Below are 23,038 nucleotides of genomic sequence, written 5' to 3'. Positions count from 1 at the left end.
TCCATACGCAAGATCGGTGCGTCAACTGGCGTTAATCGCGGAGTACAGTGGCTGAACCCCTGTTAAGTCGCACCCCCTGGAAAGGATCATGAAAGAGCCAGCAGAGGAGCCGGTGGGCCTTCCCGTGGAGAAGCTCAGCGACCGGCTCAACCGCCTGTTCGAAGCGGTGCATCCCCCTGGCCGTGGCCCGTACAGCAACTCGGAAGTGGCCGAGCTGATGGCCGAGCGAGGGCTCGAAACTGTGACGTCCACCTATCTCTGGATGCTGCGCACCGGCCGCCGCGACAATCCGACGAAGCGTCACCTCGAAGCCCTGGCAAGCTTTTTCGGTGTACCCGCCGCCTATTGGTTCGATGATGAAGTCGCCGAAAAGACCGCGGAGGAACTGAAGTTGCTGGAATTGCTCCGTGATTCCAAGATCAAAAATGTACTTCTCCGTCTGTCCGACGTCTCGGCGGACGGAAAGGAAGCGGTCCTCGGTCTTGTGGACGGCGTGCGAAAGATGGAAGGGCTGCCGCCCTCCAACTAGCCGAATTCCGGCTACAGTTCAGGAAATGATCAAGGAATGATAATGTGGTCCACGAGTAGGTGGCGCCAGGATGATCCCCTGGCCGCGCTGGAACTTCCCGACGTCACGAACATCCGCGATCTGCGGGACGAGGTCTCTCGCCGTACGGGCCGCGAGGTGGTCCTGCAGGCACAGGAGCAGGCGCCGTCGGTCTGCGGGGCGTGTGCCGTCCTCGCGGACGTCATCTACGTGTTCTACGACCCGCGCACCAGCCGCTTGCATCAGGACCAGATCATCGCTCACGAGTTCATGCACCTGTTCCTCGGGCACCACGAGACCCGCCCGCTGTCCGCCCTGGCACCGGCGCTCCTGACCACTCTGGATCCGGCCACCGTGCAGATGATGCTCGGGCGGACCAAGTACGACGAGGAGGAGGAGCGCGAGACCGAACTCCTCGCCTCGCTCCTCCAGCGTCGCAACATCGACCGGTGGCTGCGCAGCGACGAGTCCTCCGGCGACGAGGTCCAGGACCGCGTCACGCACACCCTGCTGCGCCGGCGGGAGGCCCGGCGATGAAGGACCTGCTCCACCCGATCAGCCTCGTGGTCGCCGTCCTGGGATTCCTCTGCCTCCTGCGGGATCTCCCCACCCGGCGCCGCGACCCCGCCACCACGGCCCTCGCCGCCGTGTTCCTGCTCTCGGGCCTGTCGTTCCTGTTCTCCATCACCCCGATGTGGAACTACCTCGACCGTGTCCTGGGCACCGTGAACGTTTCCGTCCCCCTGGCCCAGGGCTGTGTGATCATGCTGATCGCCTGCCAGCAGGTCGTCCTCACCTACTGGGGATCGCCCCCCGACATCGCCCGCCGGAGAGCGCGGGCCTGGCTCGGCGCCGGTCTCGCAGTGATCGCGGGACTGCTGGTGCTGTTCGCCCTGCTGACGCCCAGCGCGCCCAGGCCGATCGACTTCACGCTGTACTACGCGCACGACAACGTGTACGCCGCCTACCTCACCCTGTACGTCACCGCGTACACGATCGGCGAGGTGCTCCTCGCCCGCGGCTGCTGGCGCCTGGCCCGGCGCAGCAAGCGCACCGCCGTCCGCGTCGGTCTGCGGATCGTCGCCCTGGGCGCCGTCGTCACCTTCGGCTACAGCGGCGTGCGGACCGGCAACGTCATCGCCCCCGCCTTCGGGATCTCCCTCGCCGGCTGGGAGAACTTCGCCTGGACCTGCGGCGACGTCGGCGCCATGCTCACCCTCATCGGCTGGCTGGTGCCCACGATCACCGACCAGGCCCAGAGCATCCGGTACCGGATCAAGCAGCACCGTAGCCACCGCGGCCTGCTGCCCCTGTGGCTGGCCTTCTACAGCGAGGCACCCGAGATCGCGCTGCCGATCGACCGGATTGATGCCGCCCAGCGCCGCCGCTTCCGCGGCATCGGCATCAAGCTCTACCGGCGGGCGGTCGAGATCCGCGACGGCCGCTTCGTGATCCGCGAATACCTCGACACCGGCGTCCGCGAGAGCAGCGAAGCACACCACCGGACGAACGGGCTCCACGGCAACGAACTGAACGCGGCTGTCACCGCCGACCAGATCCTCGCCGGCATCGCCGCCCGCGCGGCCAGCAAACGCCCCTGCTCCGACCGGCTCACCGACTTCGCTGACGCCGATCGCCAGACCAGCAGCCCGATGGACGACATCGACGCCCTCCTCGCTGTGGCCCGTCACCTTCCTCGCGAACCCGCCCGCACCCCCCACCCCGAGCGAGCCTCCGCATGACGAGCGATCTGATCCTTCAGCCCGCGCACGTCCAACTCCGCGCCTTGGAGAGCCGCGAGATCTCCAGCCGCGAGCTGCTCGATCTCCACCTCGACCGGATCGACGCCAGCACTGTCAACGCCGTCGTCACTCGCGACGACGACGCGGCCCGGCAGGCGGCCCACGCCGCCGACGAACGCCGAGCCCGCAGCGGGGACGCTGGGATTCTCGACGGCCTTCCGATCACCATCAAGGACAGCCTCGAAACGGCCGGACTCCGCACCACCAGCGGTGCCCAGGAGCTTCAGCATCACATTCCCGACCGGGATGCCGACGCGGTCGCCCGCCTGCGCCACCAAGGCGCGGTGATCATGGGTAAGACCAACACCCCCGCGTACTGCCAGGACCTCCACACCGACAACCCGCTCTTCGGGGCGACCCTCAACCCGCACGACCCGACCTGCACGGTCGGCGGCTCCTCCGGCGGCCCCGCCGCCGCGGTCGCCGCCCACCTCACCCCCGCCGACCTCGGCAGCGACCTCGCCGGCTCACTCCGCCTGCCCGCCCACTACTGCGGCGTCTACGGGCTGCGCCCCACCCATGGACTCGTCCCGGCCCGCGGCCACGTCCCCCGGCCACCGGGCTGGCTCACCAGCAGCGACATGGTCACCCCGGGCCCTCTGGCCCGCCACCCCCGCGACCTCGACCTGCTACTCAGCGCCCTGACCACTCCAGCCCCCGCCGAGAGCACCCCCTGGCGCGTAGACTTGCCGACGGACGACAGGAGCGTCGAACGCCTGCGCATCGCGATCTGGGCCGACGACCCGCACTGCTCCGTCGACCGGGAGACCGCCCAGGCCCTCAACACCCTTCAAGAAGCCCTGATCGAGGCCGGAGCCCAGGTCTGCGACACCCCCGGACCCGTTGGCTTCGCCGACTCCATGCGCCTGTTCGAACAGCTCCTGCACGCCACCGCCACGGCCACCACCGACCACGAGACCGCTGCTGGCGAACTCGCTGCCGCACGAGAACTGCAGGACGACGACTCCAGCCCTCGCGCGACCGTCCTCCGACTCCGGACCCAGACCCACCGCTCCTGGCTTCGCGCGAACGAAGAACGCGCCCGGCTCCGATCGGACTGGCAGCGATTCTTCACGGAGTACGACGTCCTCGTCACACCAGCCGCACCCACCGCCGCGATCCCGGCAGGTAGCCGCACCCTCCACGTTGACGAGGAAGAGCGGAGCTTCTTCGACCAGACCGGCTGGGCCAACCTCACCAGCCACATCGGCCTGCCCAGCCTCGTCGTGCCCGTGACCATGACCGCCCAGGGGCTGCCGATCGGTGTCCAGATCATCGGCCGTCCGTACGCGGACCGTGTCCTGCTGGCGGTGGCGGAACGGCTCGCGGCGTTGCTTCGCAGCTTCGAGTAGACACGGGCGTGAGACCACGGCTGTCGTTCGGGACCGTCGGCGATGCGAAGTCGCCCTCGTCCGTCGAGAGCCGCGGTCACACTCCTTGGGCGAGGGACCAGAACTGCTGTGCGGCGTGCTCCCATGCCTGTTCGTTGTCTAGACCTTCGTAGGCCGCTTCCAGCTCGGTCAGAATCACTGCGCCTTCGGCGAAGCCGCCAATGGCGAGGTCCAGCCAGACGAGGCTCAGCCGATCGTCAGCGATGGGGTCACGCAGTGCAGCCACTGTGTAGGCCGCCCAGGCTGAGGCAAGGAGGTCGTCCCCGCGTGTCGGGAGTGTCCCTCCGATTGCTCGTAGGGCCACGCCGTTGCGCTGCACGGCGGCGAGCGACGCGGCGTCGCCGAGAGGAAAGGGCATGACGGCCTGCAACGCGGTGACGTCGGGCTCGGCCAGCTCGTGCCACGAGGACCAGTGCGCCCGAACAGACTCACCAGCGTCCTGGGAGGTGGGACCGGGCGTGCAGCCGTGAGCCAGATAGAGATGGGCCTTCTCGGTGCTCGTGGCGCGTGCAGTGGCCACCGCACCGAGCGAAAACAGCCACGTGGCCTGTAGCCCTGCCTCCTCGGCGAGCTCACGTCGAGCGGCGTCCTCAGGTGCTTCGCCCTCGTCGACGAGTCCCCCTGGCAGGTCGGTAATCGAGCCGTGCAGGTAGTGGTGCTGGGTGACCATCGCCACCTGGCCGCGGTGGACGGCGAGAACCCTGACGGAATCGGGCGCGGCGACGTGCGGGTACGCGACGGTAGCGCCGTCGGGCCGTACGGCGTCATCCACCGCGAGGCGGATTCGGTTGTTTGGTCCACCGGCGAAGAGGGTCCGGCTGCCCCGCTTGTGCCATCGGCCGTCACTGTTCATGCCCAGGGACCCTAATGCCCCGCCAGTTCCGCCACGACCTGTCGGGTGATCTGTGGAGGCTGAGTCGGCTCCTGCAGCCCATCCATGCGGCCGGGGCCGGTGTTGGCAGCATGACGGCGTCGCTCATACGGTAGCGGCCATGACCCAGACCCTCGACCAGCGCAGGGTGAGCGAGATCGCGCATTCGCTCAACCGGTACGAATGGCGGCCCACCGCTGAGGAAGTCGAGTGCGGTGCGGAGTTCTTCCAGCTGGTTCAGAGGCTGGAGGAGGCGGAGCGCCCGGGCTTTCCACGGGATACGAGCGCGAAGCCGTGGACGCTGCACCTGCACACGGAGAATGTCGCCGTCCTGGCCGAGGAGATCACCCTGCTGCGGGAGGATTTCCTCCCCCGGTGGCGTGAGCGCCTGGCCGCCGACTCACCGATGACCGAGTTGATTGACCTGTACGTCCGGGGCGCGCAGCCAGTCGTGCGGCACGCGGACGCGGTCCTGGCCGCCTGGGAGCAAACCACCTTGCCGGAGCCGACCGCACAGGAGATCGGCTACCGCACCCGGTACTCAGGGGCGGCAGCAAAGGACGTGGCGGCCCGGCTTCGGTTCGACATCGCTGCTGCCTGGGAGAAGGAGCCTCCTCGCCGTTCGTTGTGGGAGGAGATGGGGCCAGCCTGGAACTTTCTGGGGGCGGTGCGGTCCACGATGATGGCCGCGGTGAGCGGGGACGTCGAGTACTGACGCGAACTCACTCCACACCCCGGTCCATTCGGCGCAGCCGGTGGATGGAGGCCGTCCCCTTCTATAGCAGTGCCGCAAACGCACCCGCTCAGCGGCAGGGTGCGTTGGCCGCTGGGGCCCGTCCCCGGGCATCGTGGGGCTGCAGCTTCATCTCAGCCAGGGGGATGGGCAGTTGCCTGCTGGATAGGATCTCAACATGCCGAACAGCCTTGTACCGCACTGGGAAGCGGCGTATGCGCGAGCCCTGCAGCAGCACGCGCTGGATGGCAGCGAGCGGGACGTCCTCGCGTTGACCCTTGCACTGGTAGCCGGCGAGGACGGCACCGCGATCGAGGACATCTCCCTGTGGTCCGTGCGCTACCGGCTCGGCGATACCCAGAAGTTGCGCCAGACGCTGGCCGACCTTCTGCCCGGCCCCCTGGACCACGTCGCCACCACGGTGGCGGACGCGAGGAAAGAGTCGACCCGAATCCGGATCGACGCCCTCGTCGATGAGCACGGAAACTTCACCGGCAGCCCGGACTTGGAAGATGTGTTCACTCACGAGATCGAGGCCGTCATCCGGGACCGTGGCGCTTTTGCAGCCCCCGCCCCGCTGGAAGGCCGGATCTGGCGCCGGTGGGCCGCCCTGCAGGCACCCCACGGCACCCCCTTCGAGGACACCCTCACCTCGGAGGAACTCACGGCCCATGACGCGATGGGCCGCGACGGCGGCTATGTGGCGTCGGGCAAGACCGTGTTCGAGCACAGCGTGCAGCGTCTTATCCAGTTCCTCGACAGACTGCTTCTGCCGGCCAGCGGCGCGCCACCCCTGTACTGCGAGGTGCTGGTGACCGGCGGTGTGCACAAGGGGCGCAGTGGTCGGCTGAACGCGGTCACCTGGAGCGTCGATGACGAGCAGCGGGCGTGCTCTGAGCCGCCGGCCTCGTTCACGATCAGCTTCGATGACCGTTACGGCAGGGCGAACATTGCCCCGGCCGATGTGATGCCCTTGCCGCAGTGGGACCGGCACTTCACCGTGGTGTACGCAGGCCAGCCCATGCCCATGGACTGGGGCGCCTGCGTGCTGCTGGCCGGCCCAGAACCCGAGGCGTCCTGGCAGCACAGCGTGATCACGGTGCTCAAGGACGGCTGGCAGGAAGCGGACCGGCTTGTCGTGCTCGTCCCCCACCAGCCCGACGGCCAGATGCCCTCCGACGAACAGGAGCAGTGGCTTCGCGACGCCTACGCATGGGCTGATGAGATCATCAGCACGCGCGCACCGGTCCCCGGTCCCGGTGCTCTCCACGAGCCCGCACCGGTATTTGATCTTGAAGGGGCCAGTGACCGTCTGATCCTGCAGGTGGCCACGCCTGACGAGGTAACCCGCCGGTGGGCGGGGCAGCGCGCCGTCCCTGTGGCATCGACTCCGGCCGATGCTGCCGCCGCCGTGCTCAAGCGCCTCGACCGCGGCCGGCCTCGTCAAGGCGGGGAGCGCCAGGTACGGCTCCCCGTCGTACGCAACTTCGGCTATCACCAATGGCGGGATGCCCTGCGCCAGGCCGGACGGCTGCTCGATGCCGCAACGATCGACTGGGCGCCCGAGGATCCCTGCCGTCCCGGAGAAGCCTCCTGGTGGGCGATCACCGCACAGGTGAGGCACCCCGACGATCTCGTCACCGAGGAGTTGGTCGTCGGCCGGGGCGACGTGCTCAGCCTCATCGCCTTTCGCCGGCACCCGGTATGGACCGACAGTGAGGTCGTCCTCCTGCGCCACACCCTCAGCCTCGGTGCCCCTCCGCCGATCACCGCGCCGACGAGGTTCCCCCTGCGCCTGCCGACCGCGGACTTCGCTAATCCCTTCCAAAACAGCGAAGAGCACCAAGACCAGGGCGTGCTAGCGGTGGCCCGCGAACTTGGCCTCGTCATCGACCGGGCCCGGCTCCGTTCTCTGGACAACCGGCCGGAGACCGCTCTCCTTGCCGCCCAGCGCCGCACCTGCTACCTGGAGTTGACCGATGACGAGTGCGAGGAGCTCAAGGCCCGGCACGAGGCTTGCGATGGCACCGCCGCGGCAGGAGCAGTGCAGGTCCATCGTGTCGCGGACCTGCTCTCCTCCCGTCTGCCAGGTGATGCGCTGGTCGACTGGGCCACCCTCGGCGTGATCATGCGGGCTGTGGTTCCCACCACCTGACCCGCGAGAGGCGACATCACCGCATTGCCGCCCGGTGATCACTGAAACCGCCTCGGTGCCACAGCACGCATGACGGTGCTTGTGGCATCACGGGTCCGGGGCTTACGGGGTCGTGGCCTGCGGGACGTTGCGGATAGCGGCGAGCAGTGCGAGGACTCCGGCATCGTCGGTGTTCTGGGTGGCGCGGATCAGTCCGAGGACCTGCCGGGCGACGGCGTCGTCGTCCCGGTTGCCGCGGTGACGGGCCCAGTGGAGCAGCGTCTGGCCGTACAGCGTCATCAACCGATCGTCGAGTGTGCCTGCGATCGGGGCGGGACGGCGCAGATCGGTGAGTACGGACATCGTGGCGTCGGGGACCTGGCCGACGGACGCGATCCAGTGCAGGGCGAAGCCGGCCGCGACCCAGTCGGGGGTGACCGGCGGCACCACGCTCGCCCGGATCTGCGCCAGCCGGGGCGCGTCCTGGCGGACGACGGCCTCCAGGTAGTCGACGGACTGAAGCAGCTCGTCGCGGTTCACGGCGTTCCTCCCTGGATGGTGTGCCGGGCCGCCCCGAGCATCAGCAGGGCCTGTTCGTGGTCGCCGGGGGGTGCTCCCGCCATCAGCTGTAGCCAGCCCAGCAGCACCAGGGCAAGGTCCTGGGCCTCGGTGTCGGTCGGGTTGTCGTCGGCCCACGCACGCAGAGCCATTTGGACCAGCGCTGACGCCTGCGCTCCGCGGTCGTCGGCCATCGTCTCCTGAGCCGTGTGGAGCTCGGCCTCGCTCATGGTGTCGCTGATCTGGAATGCCTGGCTCAAGAGGGCCGGAATCAGCTCGTCGGCCATGTCGGCGATCGTGGAGGCGATCTGTCCAGGCGCGGCCAGGATCCGGGCGCTTGATGCGGCTTTCGGCGCGTCCTGCAGGAGTACGGCTTCGAGGTAGTCAAAAGCGGCTGCCCACTGAGCCGGGGACATCGTCACCGGTGCCCCCGCACATGACTCAGCTGCGACGGGAAAGTGCTCTCCACCCGTATTCCCCTTCTCCTGAGCGCAGTTGGCGCGACAACCCCGCCGAACTGTATCGACGTTCGCATCACCACGGCCACCGTAGACCCTCGCCCACCTGCGAAGTGATCCGCCCCTACTGCCCATGACAGCTGGACTGCACCCGGCCAACGAACCGCACCACGCCGTAGCCTCCTCCGCCGACGGATGCATCCGGACTCTGCCAGGGGGAGAGAACAAGAGACCGTGCCTGCCCCACGGCATTCCGGCCGGCCGGGTCTTGTGGTGCTCCCTCGGGTTGGTCAACGCGATCGATCACCAGTCGGCGACGGGGCGGAGGACACGCGCGTCCGTTGTGCGGGCCTGCTCCCATGTGTACAGGCGGTAGCCGTCGGGGATCTCGTACAGCGGGTGGTGACTGCGCAGGCTGCACACGATGATGCTGCTGGACTCGAGCTCGCCCGGCCAGCCGTCCGGGGCGGACGCCACATCCTGATCCCGGAAGGGGTTCTTGGCCACGATTCCGATCACCCATTCGTCGGGAGGCTTGGGCAGGTCAGCGGCTTCGTCCTCGGCCAGATCTAACTCGTCGAATGGGAACGGGTCGTGGGAGACGAGGTAGCCGAGGACTTCCAGCGGAAGTGGCTCCGGGAGCCAGTCCCGCGTGACGGCCTTCGCCGTCATAGGCCGGAAGTAGCCGGTGCCGAGGGCGTCGAACTGCTCGAAGACGTGACGGAGCGGTTGGGTGTCCAGCGGGATGCCGGTGAGCTGGAACGACACGTTGCAGTGCTGGACCATGCGTGAGGGGTGGCTGGCGACGTCTGCGGCCAGTGTGTAAAAGCCTCCGTCTTGGAAGGTGTCGACGTAGGTCACCTTTTCGGTGTGGTGCACATCGTCCTCGTCCAGGCCGTCGTAGCGCTCCTTCCAGGCTCGCAGCGTGTCGAGGAATTCGCGGGCGCCCACGCCGTGCCAGTTGCGGGTGGCCTGCTGGATCGCCCACTGCGGCTGGGAGGTGGTCCAGCCCAGCGACGTCAGGGCATACAGGAGGTCGGCGAGCCCGTTCTCGTCGAAGGCGCCGATCGGCAGATCCAGACACACTCCGCTCCCGTCGGCTGGCACCCAGTCCACGTCCGGCAGCTCCTGGATGAACACCAGGTCGGTGAAGCCTCCGACGCCCGCCACGTACGTGAGCGGGGCGAGGTCGGTGCCGAGCAGCCTGAGATCGGAAGCGGGCAGGTCACTGGAGGGGCGCCGCCTGCGCCGCCGGGGCTTGGCGCCGGCGGCCAGTTGCACGCGGCCGTGGGTGACGAGGTGCTCCCGCTTGCGGTGCAGCAGCCCCGCCAGGCACGCAGGCGCGGCAAGCACCTCGGCCAGCTCCTCCTCACCGAGAAGGAGCACCAGCTCCTGCCCGCGGCACTTCGCCGCCTCCTCGATCACAGTGTCCGTGAACCCCGACACGCTCACGATCACACCGACGACCTGCGACGATGCCGCCCTCTGCAACCGCCGGAGGACGGCGTCGAAAACGTCCACGTCGGCCGGGGCGTTCTGCCACTTCGCCTCGATCAGGTACCACACGTCGCCGTAGCGGGCCACGAGGTCTGTCTGCCGTGGCGCCGCGATCCCCGCATCACGGTCGACACGGAAGTGCGCCTGCTGAAAGAGCCGCTCCAGCAGCTGCTCGAACTTCCGGCCCCGCTGGTGCGCGTTCGTCAGGGCCCGCATGCGCTTGAAGTCCGCCGACAGAGGTCCCCGTGGCATCGTCGCCCATTCCTCCGGCCATCACAAACGGTCGGAGGCAGAGTTGCACAAGTCGAGGTCCTCGTCGGACGCCCAGTGGCAACGACCATGCTCGGTCTCCCCGTGGCGGCTTGGTTCGCGTGCCACCGGTCGGACGGGTCGAATAGAATCGAACACGTGAACGATCCTCTTCCGCTTACCCGTCTCGATGTACTGCGCTTCCTGGAACGAGTACAGGTACGGGATCTTGAGCGCACGCGCAGGTGGATCGCGGACGAGGAGCGGCGTGAGAATGAGCGGCTCCGGCGAGAGGAGCGTCGCCCGCCGGAGCCGGAATGGCTGATCCAGTACGGGCTCAACCGGCGGAACGTGGACGTAGTGCACCGAGGGGACTGCTGGGCGGCGGCGAAGAGCGGGCGCTGTCATCCGGCGAGTAAGGAGCAGGTGGTGGAGGCCCTGCAGAACCACGTGGAACCGTGCGGATTCTGCCGTCCTGATACGGATCTGGGCTTCTGACATGTCCTCGCCGTCCCACGCCGCCGACTGGCGTTCCCGCTGCAGACAACCTGGCTGGCCAGGCCCACCCGCGGGCTCGCCAGGGCGGGCGTGAACTTGTGGTCATTGGGCGTTGACGTTCTGAGAGCGGGATGAAATCAAGCGGTTCCCAGAGGAAGGCGCGCGATGGGGTCCCAGCTCATCTTCCAGCGGACGCTGTCGCCCGGTGCCGGGTGGGCTGTCCAGCGCACGTCGAGAAGGTCAAGGTGCGACACGGTCAGCGGGGCATGACTGGGAGTGATCTTGCGTAGGGCACTCTGGAGTGGGTCAGAGTCGGCATTGCCGTAGGCGTAGCCGAGTGACGCGTGCCCGCGGCCACCGCTGTCGGAGATGGCTGGCCTGTCGTGTACCTCCCACAGGGCGTTGCGCACCAAGTTGCGCAACGCGCTAAGGCCCAGGTCGGGATAGGTGTCGAGGATGGCTCCGGTGCGATTGGCGATAGGGGAACCGCATAGGACGGTGAACGGTTCAATGCCGGTCAGCCTGGCTTTCAGTGCGGCGATGAGACGAGCCCGCTCGTCGGTGCTGATGCCGGTGCTGGGCGCGTAGGCGTCCATCTCGACGGTGATGTGCACCAGGTCGTCGGGCAGGCGCCAGACGGGATAGTCGTGCAGGACCGTACGGCACTCCGAGATAAGGGTGAAGAGATCGGCGTCGACGGCAGGGTCGGGAAGGACGTAGAGGTGAAGGGCTCCAACGCCAGATTCCCAGTCCTGGTGCCGGAAGGAGGGGGTGAAGGGCTGCAACGGTGTGCTCCTTGTACGGCGGGGCGGCGACGGATCTTGTGGACGTGGTGCACGGGGGCGTTGGTCATGAAGTGCTGTGTCTCAGGCAGCGGCCGAGATCTTGTCCACGGCTGCGGTGGTGAGGGATGCGGGTGGGGGTGGGCATGGAGGTGGTCTTCCCGCCCTGGACGGTGAGGGAATTAGGGGGTAGGGATCAGGCCCAGCCGAGTTCTGTGTAGGGGCGTCCGTGCCGGATACCGTCGATGGCGGCCCGGGTGTAGGCGACGGTGGGCTCGGGGAGGGTGTCGGCGGGCCACCAGCTCCAGCTGAGGCACTTGTCCGGCTCCAGGACCTGGGGTTCGCCCTGCCAGGTTCGGGCCCGGAAGACCAGCTGGAGGCGCGGCTGCGCGCCGGGAGCGTCGACGAGGTGGACGGCGTGCACGAATTCGACGTCCTCAGCCTTGATCACCAACCCGGCCTCCTCCCAAGCCTCCCGGACCAGGCAGGCGATGGCGGATTCCCGTTCGCAGTGACCGGCCAGGAAATGGTGCTCCAGGGGCGCGTAGGCAGAGTCGGGATGCCGCAACCCGAGCAGGATCGTGCCGTCCCGTTCCAGGTACAGATGGACGCCGATAACGTTCGGCACCGTCTTCGTGCCAGCATCGCGTAGGCGCAGCAGCGGCAACGCGTCGGGGGCATCACCGTCTGGGCGTGGGCCCTCCTGGTGGTGGCGGATGACGGCCGTGGCGCCGGGGTCCATGGTCAGATACGGGATCTGTTCGGCATCGGTGAAGCGCAGCATGATCCCCTCGGTGAGAGGCAGCAGGGCGGGGTCGCCGTCCCACGTCCCGGTGTACACCTGGACCCGGCTGGTGGGCCGGTCGTCGGCGTCTGTGTCCTCGACGACGGCGAGCGGGACGAGGTCGGGGATGTGCAGGCCGGCCTCTTCCATCAGTTCGCGGGCGATCGTGTCGTCGAGGCTTTCGCCGGGCTCGGGATGGCCTCCGGGCAGCGACCACTGTCCGGCGCTGCAGATGTTTTTGTTGGCGTCCCGCAGATGCAGCAGGTAGTAGCCGTCCGCGCTGACGATCAGCGCGCCGCAGTGGTCGTCGTGAGAGCTGGTGCGGTCACGGAATCCTCCATCCGTACGGCGGGCAAGGGGTGGGGTCGTCGCGCCCCGGGGCCAGGGCGCGACGACGGCGTAATTGGGTCAGCGGTCGGTGGACAGGGCCAGAAGCTCGGCGAACAGGCCACCGCCGTGGGCGAGTTCGTCGTACGTTCCGTGTTCGGCGATCCGGCCGTGTTCCATCACGATGATCCGGTCGGCGATCTTGGTGTTGACCAGCTGGTGGGTCACGACGATCGTGATCCGTCCGGCCGCGATGGTCTTGATCTCTTCGAGGATGGCGTGCTCCCCGCGGGCATCCATCTGGCTGGTCGGCTCGTCCAGGATCAGCAGGCTTGACCTGCGGTACAGCGCCCGCGCGCACGCTAGACGCTGCCACTGCCCGCCCGACAGTTCCGTCCCGCCCCACAGCTCCCGGGCCAGCAGGGTGTCCAGGCCGTCGGGCAGCTCCTCGACGGCGTCTCGCAGCCCGACCTCCTCCAGGGCCCGCCACACCAGGTGATCGCCCACTTCGCGGGGCTGGCCGAGGGTGATGTTGTCGCGGACGGACAGCGGCCACTGCGCGAAGTTCTGCGGCACCAGCCCCGACAGGTCCCAGAGACTGTCGGGATCGAGGTCGGCGACGTCGCGGCCGTTCCAGGCGACGATGCCCTTGTCGGCGAGGAAGATCGCGGCGAGCAGCCGGGTGAGGGTGGACTTCCCGGAGCCGTTCTCGCCGACCACGGCGAGGATCTCGCCGCTGTGCACCGCCAGCGACACTCCCGCCACGGCTGGGGTGTCCTTGCCCGGATACCGGTAGACGACTTCGTCGAGGCGGATCTCTTCCACCGGCCTGCTCGGCGTGAACTCGCCCCGGTTGGGGGCGCGTTCGGCGGCGTAGTCGAGGAAACCGCCCATGTCCGCGAGGTAGAGGGAGGTGTGGAACATGGCTGCGCCGTAGATGACGAGCTGGCTGAGGGCGGCAAGTGCGGTCTGCACGGCGATGACCGCGGTCGCGGCGATGGACGGTGCGATCCGTCCGCTGCCCGCCAGCCAGGCTAGTCCCGCCCAGGTTGCGACGAGGAAGATGCCGCCGATCGCCGAACTGACCAGCACGATCCGCAGCATCTTCGGTGCCGCGGCGAGGGTGCGCGAGTCGATCCGTTCCGAGATCGACCGGTACCAGAACACCAGGTACGAGGTCATGCCGTTGGCGCGGATCTCGTCGGTGAATTTCAGGCTGGTCGCCCAGCCGCGCAGGTTCTGCCGGACGTTGCGGTCGCCCACGTTGGCGTAGTGGGTCTCGTAGTTGACACGGGCGTGCAGGACGGCCCCCACGCCGGCGGGGACGACGGCGAGCAGCAGCAGCGGCAATAGCAGCGGGTGCAGTACCGAGAGCACCCCGCTCGCGCTGACCATGCGCACGACGGCGGCGGTGAACCGGGTGGCGTCCTGCACCATCACGTGGCTGCGGACCACCCCCATCTCCGCCGCTTCCTGCCGGTCCGCGCAGCCGTCCTCCGCTCTGGCGGCGGCCTCCATCCGGCACACCGCCGCCACCAGGGCGCAGTCGGACTCGGTGGTCAACCGCGGGGTGATCCGGCCGTCGGCGTACGAGGACAGGGCGGTCGCCACCCGCCCGGCCGCCGAGGCGCAGGCGATGACCAGCAGGGCTGGCAGCGCCTGGTGGAGCCGATCGGCCACTTCACCGTCGGCGAGGATCCAGCGCATCGCGCGGGAGGTTGCGGTGAGCAGTACGGCCGCGCTGACGCCGATGGCCAGCTGACAGCCCGCCAGCAGCAGCACGGCTCGCCGGTCGATCGCCCAGGCCATCCGCGCGGTCTGCGCCAGCACCGAGGGAAGCCGTCGGCACATCTTCGCGAACGACGCGTCGGTCAGGGGGTTCTTGGCGTACCGGCCGCCGTAGCGCAGCTCGGCGGGCGGCGGAGGCGGCAACCGGCGCGGCGCCGCAGCATCAGTCGCTGGGGATGTGGGTTCGGCGCTCACCGGAAACCTCCTCTCGCCCTGTTCGTAAACCGCGAGGCACACAACAACGGCCGTGGGGCCGTTGGGGAATCATTCGGGGCTGCCTGAACTACGGGCAACTGGGTACCTCCAGCACCGACTTGGGGGATGGCTGATGATGACCGGAACAACGACGCGACGCCCGGCTTCGAACGCGCGTGTTTGAGTCGTATCCCCGCCCGCCCAATCTCGCGGCTCGCAAGCCGCCAACCGTTGATACGGGCGGGCTCACCAGATGGTGGCGGTGGCCGAAACGCAGACAGCCGATACGGATGTGGCCCGTGAGTCGAGTGGGATGACGGCACGTTCGGGGCGCGACCGGGTTCGGAACGGTTTGATCAGCGCAGGGCGTCGGCGGGGTGGGCATAGGCGAACACGCATCGGAGGTCTTCACCGGTCACTGGCCCCTTTTCGGGTCGGGGAAAGCTAACCCGAGGGTCACAAGTTGTTGGTGCCGCTCCGGTTTGAGCTTTCCCTGCCGATACTTCTGGACGCACGTGTTCATCCAGCTGCGGGGGCGCAGGAGGACCGGCTTCTCGATGGCATAGCTGCTCGGGATGTTCAGATGCCCGTGCTCGGCCTTGAACTCGGTGACTGCTTTGATGTGCAGATCCCAACGGAATTGCAGCGAGTCCCAGACGAAACCGATGTGGTCGAGTTCTCGGCACTGTTCAGAAGTTAGGCGGTCAGGGTGGGAGCGGAATCCAGAGACCTGCTGTCCGATTGCCCTGCCGCGCAAGACATGGCGCTGAGGTATGTCGAGATGGCCGTTCCAGATCATGAACTCGCGGCAGTCCGAGATGAATTGATTCCACACGTATGCGGCTCGGTCCCAGATGAATCCCTCCGCGTTGAGTGCCTCGACTTTGGCGTCCGGCACCTGGCCGGATCTGTAGGAGGTGCGCAGGCTGGCGCATACGTTGCCGAGTGTGTACGTGTGGTCGCCTTTCTTGGCGACGTAGGTCTTCGGGACGTCCAGGTGGCCGTGTTCCTTCTTGAATTCCCTTAGTTCGAGGATCAGTTCCTGGAGTTTCTGATCGGGAACTGACCATGTCATCCCGAGGGCTTCCCATTCCTCGATCTGGGAAGGCGAGAGCTTACCCAGCTGGTGCAGTTTGCGCAGGTACGCGATCCAGCGGCCCAGACCCAGTCCGGTGGGGGTGCGGTAGTCCTCGTGGACACGGAGGTCCCCATGCTCGGCCCGATAGGTTTCGGCGGCCTGGAGGTATTCGGGCCAGACAGTGGTGGCCGCGCGAACCGTTCGCACGGTGATCGCGTCGGCGAAGTCCGGGGGCACGGGGATACCGGTGAAGGAGAGCCAGTCGGGCAGCTCTCCTTCGGTACCGGCGCCGAGCTGGACCCTTCCCTCCGCGGCCGGGGTGGCCAGGGAGCGGCGGGCGGTTTCGAGTTGCCGGTGCAGCGTCTCGTCGTGCGAGGCGAGGGCCCTCACCGTCTGCCAGACGGGGCCGAAGGGAGTGGAGCTCAGGGCGGTTTCGGGGTCCTGATCCTCTTGGAGGAAGACCGGCACCATGATGGTCGCTGTCTTGGGCTTGCTGCGGTCGCTGAGCCGCATGGCCCGCCCGGTGCCCTGGATGGTGTCGATCGTGCTGCGCGGGCTGAGGAAGCAGACCGCGTCCACGGCGGGGACGTCGACTCCTTCCGACAGGACGCGGGCGTTGGAGACCACGACCAGGCCGTCTTCCTGCCCGGCGAGCCGGTCCAGCGCCTTTCGTCGCTGGGCGACGGTTTGGTTGCCGTGAACGTGCTCGGCGGCTAGGGCGGGAGGGCGCTGGTCGGGGTGCAGGAGGGCGTGGGCGTGGGGCAGGAGGGCGGCGAACCATCTCGCCTCGGCGATGCTGCCGTGGTAGGTGATCATGCGCCGGATGCCGTGCTCGTGGGCGGCGCGCAGCACAGCGAGTTGCTTGGCGAGCATGGGGGCGGCCACCGCGGTTCTGCCGATGCGCAGGAATGCATCGTCCCGGCCGAGGAGCTGGTGGACCTCGCTGCTGGTGACGACGGGTACTACGAGGCGGTAGCGGGCCAGTAGGCCGAGCTCGATGGCGGTCGCGAAGGGCAGCCGGTAGGCGACCGGGCCGTACAGGCATTCGTCCGCCATGCTGATGACGTCGTCGCCCTCGCCGTCGAGGATCCGGGGCGTGGCGGTGAGATACAAACGGCGTCGCGCCGTGATGGTGCCGTCGTAGTGGATGGCCGCCCAGGCTTTGGTTGCGGCGCCCGCGGTGCGGTGGGCCTCGTCGATCACGGCGATGTCCGGGGGCTCCATGCCGTGGCGTGCCTGTGCCTGGGCCAGGATGTGGAGGCTGGCGTAGGTGCAGGCGACGGTCAGCGGCCCGGGGCCTTTGGCGAGGCCGGCCAGCTGGGCGGCGTCGTTGGCGACCTGGGCGTCGGTGCCGTCGAGTTCGTCTTGAAGGCCGGTGCGCTGGGCGGAGAGGACCTCGCGGTCCGAGCAGACCGCGACGATGCGGCCGAGCCGCTGTCGGCCGAGCTGGTATGCCCATTCCGACATGGTCTGCCGGACCAGTTCCAGGGTGGGGACGACCACCAGACGGTGCCGCGAACCAGTCTCGGCGATCTGGCCCGCGACTTCCGCGCCCACCCGGGTCTTGCCCGTCCCGCACGCCATCACCGCAGTGACCCGGCCGTAGTCGATCAGGCTCTTGGCCAGGACGTCCACTGCCTCCTGCTGGTGCGGAAACAGTGGTGGAGGGGTCTGGAGCTGCTTCACGGTCGGTTGGTTCCTCGGTGTCGTCGGAGGGGGATCGGAGGGGGATCGTGCAGCGGGTGTGGCGTGTCGTCGCGCCGTCCGGCCGCGTCAGGAGGAAGACCAGCCGGGGCTTTGGGGCAGGGCAGGGCCGCTTCGCGCCACGCAGGCCCGGTTATGCGGCGGTGCTGAGGATGTGTTGCACGGCGACGAGGTCGAAGGTGGCGATGACGAGCGCGTGGTCGGTGACCCGTCGGACGTCTTCGGTGTCGATGACCTCGACCCGGCGAAGGGCCGGCGCCCAGTCGGGGGTGCCGAGGATCCAGTCGATGCGTTGCGGGGGGCCCTGGTCCGTGCGCTTCAGGCTGGCGGTGGGGGCCAGCGCCCCGCTTTGCCGGAGTGCGGTGCCAGCGTGGTGGGCGAAGTCGGTGAAGACGGCCTTCGGACCGCCGGTGAGGATTTCACTCGGGCGCGTGTCGCTGACGCGAACGCCGTCGCGCTCGATGGTGCGGTGCTGGAAGTGGACGGGATCCTCAACTTCCGCCCAGACAAGCGGTTCGCAGACCTCGTCGGCACTGCGGTGGGGGTAGCTGTTGCCGTCCATACCCGTCAGGGCGGTGCGGCCGTGGTCGGCCAGGGTGGTGAGCCGACGCGCTTCGGTAGCGCGCAGGTCGGGATCGAAGTGGCACAGGTGGCCCGACGCCAGATGAAGCGTCTTGGGGTAACCCTTGAGGCGCACCTGGACGTGGCAGATCGCCTTCCACGGCAGATCGTGATCGGTATGGGCCACCGTCTCGAACAGCTGCGGATCGACCATCACCCCGGTCGGATTCCGACTGCGGCCTTCGCGTGGAGCCGTCATGAACGGGAACAGGCCGCCGAGCGCGGTCGCCTCCTCGAACAAGGCGCGTTTGCCGTGCTCCCAGGCCCCCGTCAGTTCCTGCCGGAAGACGATGTGCGGCCGGTACGAGGCGAGGACGCGGTGCGCCAGACGACGCAGTTGACCGCCACCTCCGTTGTGCTCAAGGTTCCAGCAGGCCACGCGCAGTTCAGTGCCGTCGCAGGTCAAGGGGGCTCCTTCGCGTTCGAGCTGAGTGGGCGCAGGGCGCCGCGGACGGGTCGGCAGGGGAAGGCGGATGGCGCCCGGTGTGCCGGCGCGTCAGGCCGCGGGACCGAAGCGGTCGCGGTAGATCTCGATGACGGTGTCGAGGTCGTAGGTCACGACCACGGTGTGGTGATCGGACAGGTCCTTCATGTCGACGACCTCGGCGTGCACGACGGCGGGCAGCAGGAAGTCAGCGGTGTAGACACGGTCGACCCGGTGGGCTGGCCCGTGGGTGTCCCACGCGTCCACGGTGGGCGCGACGGCGGCCAGACCGGGACCATCGGGCTGGAGAGCGGCGTGCCGTGCGGCGTCCTCCAGGCCAGCGGCGAGCAGGATCCGGTCAGGGCGGGAGTCCATCACCCGGCGGCCGGGGGCGATCTCATAGGAGCGGTGCGCCCGGTGCGGCGGATCCTTGATCTCCGCCAGGGTGGGGATCGGCAATTCCCCGGGCACGAGGCGGTCGGGGTCGATGTAGCTGTTGCAGTCCATACCGAGGGCGAGAACCGGCAGCTTCCGTTCCACCTCGCCGTCGGACGTCAGACAGGTCTCGACCTTGTCGGCGAACCGGGTGACGTCCTCGGCCTGGATCGGGCGGAGCGAGGGGGAGTTGTAGGACAGGTGCGCGCAGGCCGCCACCAGGTCGATGTCGTCGGTGCCGCACACCCGGAGGGTCATCGCAGTGGGCGGCAACAGCCAGTTCGGCCAGTCGGTGTCCCAGAGAGTGACCTGCTCGAAGACCTCCGGATCGTAGTAGAGGGCAGTGGCCGCCTTCGGGCCCAGATCCCCTTCGAGGCCGCCGAGGATGCGCTTGGAGGCGTTGAACAGCTTGCTGCCGCTTCCACGGGCAGCGTGACCCGGGTTCTCCTGCCGGCACAGGATCGTCGGGTGCAGCTGGGCCAGCCGCTGGTGCATGGCGAGCCATTTCCTTTGGTCGCCGCCGCCGTTGCGCTCGAAGTTGCAGCTGACGATCTTGATGCGCCGGTTCGAAGTCATGGCCTTCCCAGAGGGCGTTGTCGAGATTTCGGCTGGGTACATGGGGTGTCACCGGCGTGCCGGGGAGCGGTCTTGGCCCCACGGGCTCGAGCAGTGTCATTCGTCCGCGAAACGGGCGAGACCGGCGGCAACTACACCGGGCGGGGGATGAATACAGTCGTGTGCGGGTCGCTACGTCTGTGGTCCGGCTGAGTCTTGTTTGGCGCGGCGCTCGGCGGCACCAGCCCGGGTGCGCCGACAGGCGATGCCGTGTGCTCGCTCCAACTGGCGCAGCAGCTCCTGCAACTGGCTGATCAGTACCAGCAGATGCTCATACGCGAGGTCTGCCCGCGGCCGGGAGGCGGCGCGGCGCGCGATTCGCTCAATGAGCTCGTCGAGCTCGGACCGATCCTTTCCGCCGAGCGTTGCGGCGAGAACCCGGGCGTGCGGGATCAGCGTGGGGGCCAGTTCCTCCAGTGTGGTGAGCGTGTCGGCGACGGCACGCGGGGCGGAGACGATGCCCCGGTTAGCGATGCTGTCCAGCTCCCGCCGCGCCTCGACCAGCAGCGCCGACACATCCGTATCGACCGTACGTACGGCGGGAGTTGTGCTCGTCATGGAGGGGCTCCGTGTCGGTTGAGTTGGGGGGTGGGCAACGAAGGGCCGTGGCGGGCGATCTGTTCCATGGCCAGCCGCGCTGTCGGCAGGCCCCGTGAGGTGGAGCCTGGACCGGGCGCAGGTTCCGGAGGTTGGCCGTCGGTATTTCCTGCACTTGGGTGTCGAGGCTCAGGGCGCGGGCGTCAGGCGTCTGTGCTGGTCGGGAGGAAGAGCGAGGTCTTGGCCGCGAGTCGTTCGGACCACTGGACGGGAGGCTCGCCGAGTTCGGTTTCGGCCAGGCGTTGGCGCTGGACCTCGCCGGTTCCGGCGGGCGAGTAGGTGTGCTGGACGTCCCGCCAGAGCCGCTGGAGGGGGTAGTCCGTGCGCAGGGCGTGGGCGCCGTGCAGTTCCATGGCGTCCTGGCCGGATTCGACGGCCCATTTGTGGTTGAGGTACTTGGAGTTGATGAGTTCGCCGTCGCAGCTCTGGCCGTGGTCGAGCATGTGTACGGCCTGGTGTGCGAGTTCGCGGCAGGCCATGAGCCGGGACTTCATGGCACCGATCCGGTCACGCAGGACGGGAAGGTCGGCGAGGGTGCCGTTGTAACGGCGGCGTCCCTCAAGGAAGCTGGCCGCGCATTCCATGATCGCTTCGTGGATGCCGAGGGACACCGCGGCGAGGTTGGGTCGGCCGTAGAGGATGCTGCTGCTGTAGGCGATGTCTTTGCCGTCGCCCACTTCGCCGATCACGTTGGCCTCGGGTATTCGTACGCCGTCGAAGGTGAGCTTGCCGAAACTGAAGCCGTGCAGGCCGAGGGCAGGCTGGTGCCGTTCGACGGTCAGTCCGTCGCGGTCGTGTTCGACGAGGAAGGCGGTCAGAGCGCGGGAACCGGCCGTCTCGGCGGAGGCGGTGCGGGCCACCACGCAGTGAATGTGCGCGATGTGGCTGTTGCCGATGTGGACCTTGCTGCCGTCGATGATCCAGTCGCTGCCGTCGCGGCGGGCGGTGGTCTCCATACCGAGTACATGACTGCCGGTCTCCTCTTCGGTTACCGCGATCGACAGCAGGGTGTCTCCGGAGGAGATCTGGGGCAGCAGCAGGGCCTTCTGCTCGTCGCTGCCGAAGTGGATGATCATCGATATAGGCAGCTGGCTCGCCTGCAGGATGGCGCCGGCCGCGCCCGAGGCCCGCGACACGCTCTGGATCATGAGCGTCTTGGCGAGATGTCCCGCATGCATGCCGGCGTACTGGCGGGGGATTGTGGCGCCGAACCATCCCTGTTCGGCCATGAGCAGGGCCAGGTCGCGTTCCACGGAGTGAGGGGAGGACTCCATGCGCTGGACTCGGGGGGCGACTTCCGCGGCGGCGAACTCGTCGAAGTGCTGGACCAGGGCGTCGTAGTCGGGCGTGAGATCCGGAGTCGTGAACGACATCGTGGGCATCGCTGTCTCCCCCTCGGGGTGGTGGTCGCGGGTGGTGCGGCCGGGCGCGCGGGTGCTGCTAGGCGCTGGTACGCCGGTAGAACTCGGTCATGAACAGGTCGCGGTAGTGGTCGATGAGGGTCCACAGCGGGCGGCCTTCCGAGCGGTCGCGCGGCTCGGTGCCGACCACGCAGACCGTGCCCCAGACATGGTTCGTGCGCTCGTCGATGAGGGGGGCTCCCCCGTACACGCGGACCCCGATCTCGTCGACGACCGGGTTGCCGGCGAACTCGTCGAAGTCGAGGACGTCGGTCAGGACCAGCGAGCCCCGGCGCTGGACGACGTGCGGGCAAAAGCCGTGGGTCAGCGGCATGGTGCGGCCCACCACGGGCAGTTCGCCTCCGGAGGGGTTGGCGAGACCGAGGAAGAACTGCTCGTTGCCGACCCAGTTGAGCATGGCGTACGGGGTGCCGGCCGCGGCGGCGACCTGTTGGGCGAAGGCGTCGAACGCGCCCACGGGCGGAGCCGTGGGGTCGAAGAATTCGGGCAGGTGGCTCTGCCAGTCGACGTCGTGGCCGACGGTGGACAGGAGGCCGGACGGAGCGTGGGGGTTCACAGTTGTGCTCCTTGAAGGACAGTGGCAGGGGAAGGTGGGCGGGTGAGTGCGTGGTCGATGAGCTGGGCGAGTACGCCGGCCGCGTCCGCCCTCTTGCGGGCATCGCACAGCACGACCGGGACCGTGGCCGGCAGGGCGAGAGCGGCTGAGACTTCGTCGGGGTCGTAGCGGCAGGCGTCGTCGAACTCGTTTACTGCGACGATGATGGGCAGGCCGCGTCGCTCGAAGTAGTCGACCGCGGGAAAGCTTTCGTCGAGGCGGCGGGTGTCGACGAGGACAACCGCGGCGAGGGCTCCTCGGGTGAGTTCGTCCCACATGAACCAGAACCGGGTCTGCCCTGGGGTGCCGAACAGCATCAGCACGGTGTTCAGCGGCGGGAAGGTGATCCGGCCGAAGTCCATGCCGACGGTGGTCGCGTTCTTGTCGAGCAGCAGCGTGAGGTCGTCCACGCCCTCGGAGGCGGCCGTCATCACGGCCTCGGTGCGCAGCGGGGTGATCTCGGAGACGGCGCCCACAAAGGTGGTCTTGCCGACGCCGAACCCGCCGGCGACGACGATCTTGACAGAGGTGGGCCTCGCGCCGGTGAGCGGGCGTGAGAGTCCGAGGTCAGAGCTGGAGGAGTCCATCGCGAAGGGCCTTCAGGAGAGCAACGTCGGGAAGGGCGGCGGAGCCTGCGGCGGTCACGGCACTCAGCGCACCGATGTCGATCAGCCGGGACATGAGGATCCTGGTGATCTGGAACGGCAACCCGATCAGGGCGCCGATCTCAGCGACGGCCAGGGGCTGCTCCCGGCACAACGCCATGGCCTGTTCAGCTTCCGGCGGCTGGCCGGAGGGCGGTTCTCCCTCAGCCCACAGCAGCGTCTCGATCTGTAAGTCGTGCGTGGGTTTGGTCTCGCCGCCGGTCAGGACATAGAGGCTGGGGGCCTCGGTGTCCTCGACGGTCCAGGCCGGGCTGCTTGCGGCCGCCATC

22 protein-coding genes are annotated in these 23,038 nt (G+C 68.2%); 7 read left to right on the top strand and 15 right to left on the bottom strand.

Annotated elements, in window-relative coordinates; translation table 11 throughout:
• The first annotated feature begins 88 nt into the window (after nt 1-88).
• Genes EJC51_RS18105 through EJC51_RS18090 form a run of 4 tightly spaced genes read left to right on the top strand, consistent with a single transcriptional unit; the run spans nt 89 to nt 3,701 of the window.
• Nucleotides 89-529: an XRE family transcriptional regulator gene (locus EJC51_RS18105; RefSeq protein ID WP_166682874.1), complete on the top strand. Its 441-nt coding sequence runs from the start codon at nt 89-91 to the stop codon at nt 527-529.
• A gap of 42 nt (nt 530-571) precedes the next feature.
• Nucleotides 572-1,084: a hypothetical protein gene (locus tag EJC51_RS48710; protein WP_244362697.1), complete on the top strand. Its 513-nt coding sequence runs from the start codon at nt 572-574 to the stop codon at nt 1,082-1,084.
• Nucleotides 1,081-2,289, top strand: coding sequence for an MAB_1171c family putative transporter (locus EJC51_RS18095; RefSeq protein ID WP_126272035.1), 1,209 nt, complete (start codon nt 1,081-1,083; stop codon nt 2,287-2,289). Before EJC51_RS48710 ends, EJC51_RS18095 begins: the two co-directional genes overlap by 4 nt.
• Entirely contained in the window at nt 2,286-3,701 is a 1,416-nt protein-coding gene (locus tag EJC51_RS18090) for an amidase family protein (RefSeq protein WP_126272034.1), read from the top strand. Before EJC51_RS18095 ends, EJC51_RS18090 begins: the two co-directional genes overlap by 4 nt.
• A 76-nt stretch (nt 3,702-3,777) precedes the next feature.
• Here the strand turns inward: EJC51_RS18090 and EJC51_RS18085 are convergent, their stop codons facing one another.
• Nucleotides 3,778-4,593 (bottom strand): NUDIX hydrolase, encoded by an 816-nt coding sequence (locus tag EJC51_RS18085; protein WP_126272033.1) that lies wholly within the window; start codon nt 4,591-4,593, stop codon nt 3,778-3,780.
• Nucleotides 4,594-4,732: 139 nt separating this feature from the next.
• On the opposite strand from EJC51_RS18085, the gene EJC51_RS18080 reads away from it, so the two are divergent.
• Entirely contained in the window at nt 4,733-5,326 is a 594-nt protein-coding gene (locus EJC51_RS18080) for a hypothetical protein (RefSeq protein WP_126272032.1), read from the top strand.
• Between the two features lie 196 nt (nt 5,327-5,522).
• The gene (locus EJC51_RS18075; protein ID WP_126272031.1) at nt 5,523-7,499 is read left to right on the top strand and encodes a hypothetical protein; all 1,977 of its coding nucleotides are present in this window, start codon (nt 5,523-5,525) and stop codon (nt 7,497-7,499) included.
• A 102-nt stretch (nt 7,500-7,601) separates the two neighbouring features.
• Here EJC51_RS18075 and EJC51_RS18070 read toward each other — a convergent pair whose 3' ends face one another.
• From EJC51_RS18070 to EJC51_RS18060, 3 genes are all read right to left on the bottom strand, one after another.
• The gene (locus EJC51_RS18070) at nt 7,602-8,018 is read right to left on the bottom strand and encodes a hypothetical protein (protein WP_126272030.1); all 417 of its coding nucleotides are present in this window, start codon (nt 8,016-8,018) and stop codon (nt 7,602-7,604) included.
• Nucleotides 8,015-8,458, bottom strand: coding sequence for a hypothetical protein (locus EJC51_RS18065; protein WP_126272029.1), 444 nt, complete (start codon nt 8,456-8,458; stop codon nt 8,015-8,017). Before EJC51_RS18065 ends, EJC51_RS18070 begins: the two co-directional genes overlap by 4 nt.
• A 339-nt stretch (nt 8,459-8,797) precedes the next feature.
• Nucleotides 8,798-10,243 (bottom strand): restriction endonuclease, encoded by a 1,446-nt coding sequence (locus EJC51_RS18060; protein ID WP_126272028.1) that lies wholly within the window; start codon nt 10,241-10,243, stop codon nt 8,798-8,800.
• A 156-nt stretch (nt 10,244-10,399) separates the two neighbouring features.
• On the opposite strand from EJC51_RS18060, the gene EJC51_RS18055 reads away from it, so the two are divergent.
• Nucleotides 10,400-10,738: a DUF6233 domain-containing protein gene (locus tag EJC51_RS18055; protein ID WP_126272027.1), complete on the top strand. Its 339-nt coding sequence runs from the start codon at nt 10,400-10,402 to the stop codon at nt 10,736-10,738.
• Between the two features lie 137 nt (nt 10,739-10,875).
• On the opposite strand, the gene EJC51_RS18050 is transcribed toward EJC51_RS18055, so the two are convergent.
• The 11 genes from EJC51_RS18050 to EJC51_RS18000 all read right to left on the bottom strand — a co-directional run bounded on the left by EJC51_RS18050 (nt 10,876) and on the right by EJC51_RS18000 (nt 23,037).
• A complete protein-coding gene (locus tag EJC51_RS18050; RefSeq protein ID WP_126272026.1) occupies nt 10,876-11,523 on the bottom strand; it encodes a 2'-5' RNA ligase family protein in 648 nt (215 codons plus the stop codon).
• A gap of 193 nt (nt 11,524-11,716) precedes the next feature.
• The gene (locus EJC51_RS18045; RefSeq protein ID WP_425276840.1) at nt 11,717-12,559 is read right to left on the bottom strand and encodes an NUDIX hydrolase; all 843 of its coding nucleotides are present in this window, start codon (nt 12,557-12,559) and stop codon (nt 11,717-11,719) included.
• Nucleotides 12,560-12,712: 153 nt separating this feature from the next.
• Complete coding sequence (locus tag EJC51_RS18040) at nt 12,713-14,614, bottom strand: ABC transporter ATP-binding protein (RefSeq protein ID WP_244362696.1); 1,902 nt, start codon at nt 14,612-14,614, stop codon at nt 12,713-12,715.
• Nucleotides 14,615-15,029: 415 nt separating this feature from the next.
• A complete protein-coding gene (locus tag EJC51_RS18035; RefSeq protein WP_126272024.1) occupies nt 15,030-17,378 on the bottom strand; it encodes a DEAD/DEAH box helicase in 2,349 nt (782 codons plus the stop codon).
• A gap of 151 nt (nt 17,379-17,529) precedes the next feature.
• Nucleotides 17,530-18,423, bottom strand: coding sequence for an endonuclease/exonuclease/phosphatase family protein (locus EJC51_RS18030; protein ID WP_126272023.1), 894 nt, complete (start codon nt 18,421-18,423; stop codon nt 17,530-17,532).
• Between the two features lie 90 nt (nt 18,424-18,513).
• The gene (locus EJC51_RS18025) at nt 18,514-19,452 is read right to left on the bottom strand and encodes a hypothetical protein (RefSeq protein WP_126272022.1); all 939 of its coding nucleotides are present in this window, start codon (nt 19,450-19,452) and stop codon (nt 18,514-18,516) included.
• 171 nt (nt 19,453-19,623) lie between these two features.
• On the bottom strand, nt 19,624-20,049 hold the full coding sequence (locus EJC51_RS18020; RefSeq protein WP_126272021.1) for a hypothetical protein: 426 nt from the start codon (nt 20,047-20,049) through the stop codon (nt 19,624-19,626).
• Between the two features lie 182 nt (nt 20,050-20,231).
• The gene (locus tag EJC51_RS18015; protein WP_126272020.1) at nt 20,232-21,470 is read right to left on the bottom strand and encodes an acyl-CoA dehydrogenase family protein; all 1,239 of its coding nucleotides are present in this window, start codon (nt 21,468-21,470) and stop codon (nt 20,232-20,234) included.
• A gap of 58 nt (nt 21,471-21,528) precedes the next feature.
• On the bottom strand, nt 21,529-22,065 hold the full coding sequence (locus EJC51_RS18010) for a GAF domain-containing protein (protein ID WP_126272019.1): 537 nt from the start codon (nt 22,063-22,065) through the stop codon (nt 21,529-21,531).
• Entirely contained in the window at nt 22,062-22,691 is a 630-nt protein-coding gene (locus tag EJC51_RS18005) for a GTP-binding protein (protein ID WP_126272018.1), read from the bottom strand. Before EJC51_RS18005 ends, EJC51_RS18010 begins: the two co-directional genes overlap by 4 nt.
• Complete coding sequence (locus EJC51_RS18000) at nt 22,672-23,037, bottom strand: DUF742 domain-containing protein (protein ID WP_126272017.1); 366 nt, start codon at nt 23,035-23,037, stop codon at nt 22,672-22,674. Before EJC51_RS18000 ends, EJC51_RS18005 begins: the two co-directional genes overlap by 20 nt.
• Nucleotide 23,038 lies beyond the last annotated feature (1 nt).

Source organism: Streptomyces aquilus, assembly GCF_003955715.1.
Classification (GTDB): domain Bacteria; phylum Actinomycetota; class Actinomycetes; order Streptomycetales; family Streptomycetaceae; genus Streptomyces; species Streptomyces aquilus.
The sequence above is the reverse complement of the archived record's forward strand: the minus strand, read 5'-3'. Positions and strand labels throughout refer to the sequence as shown.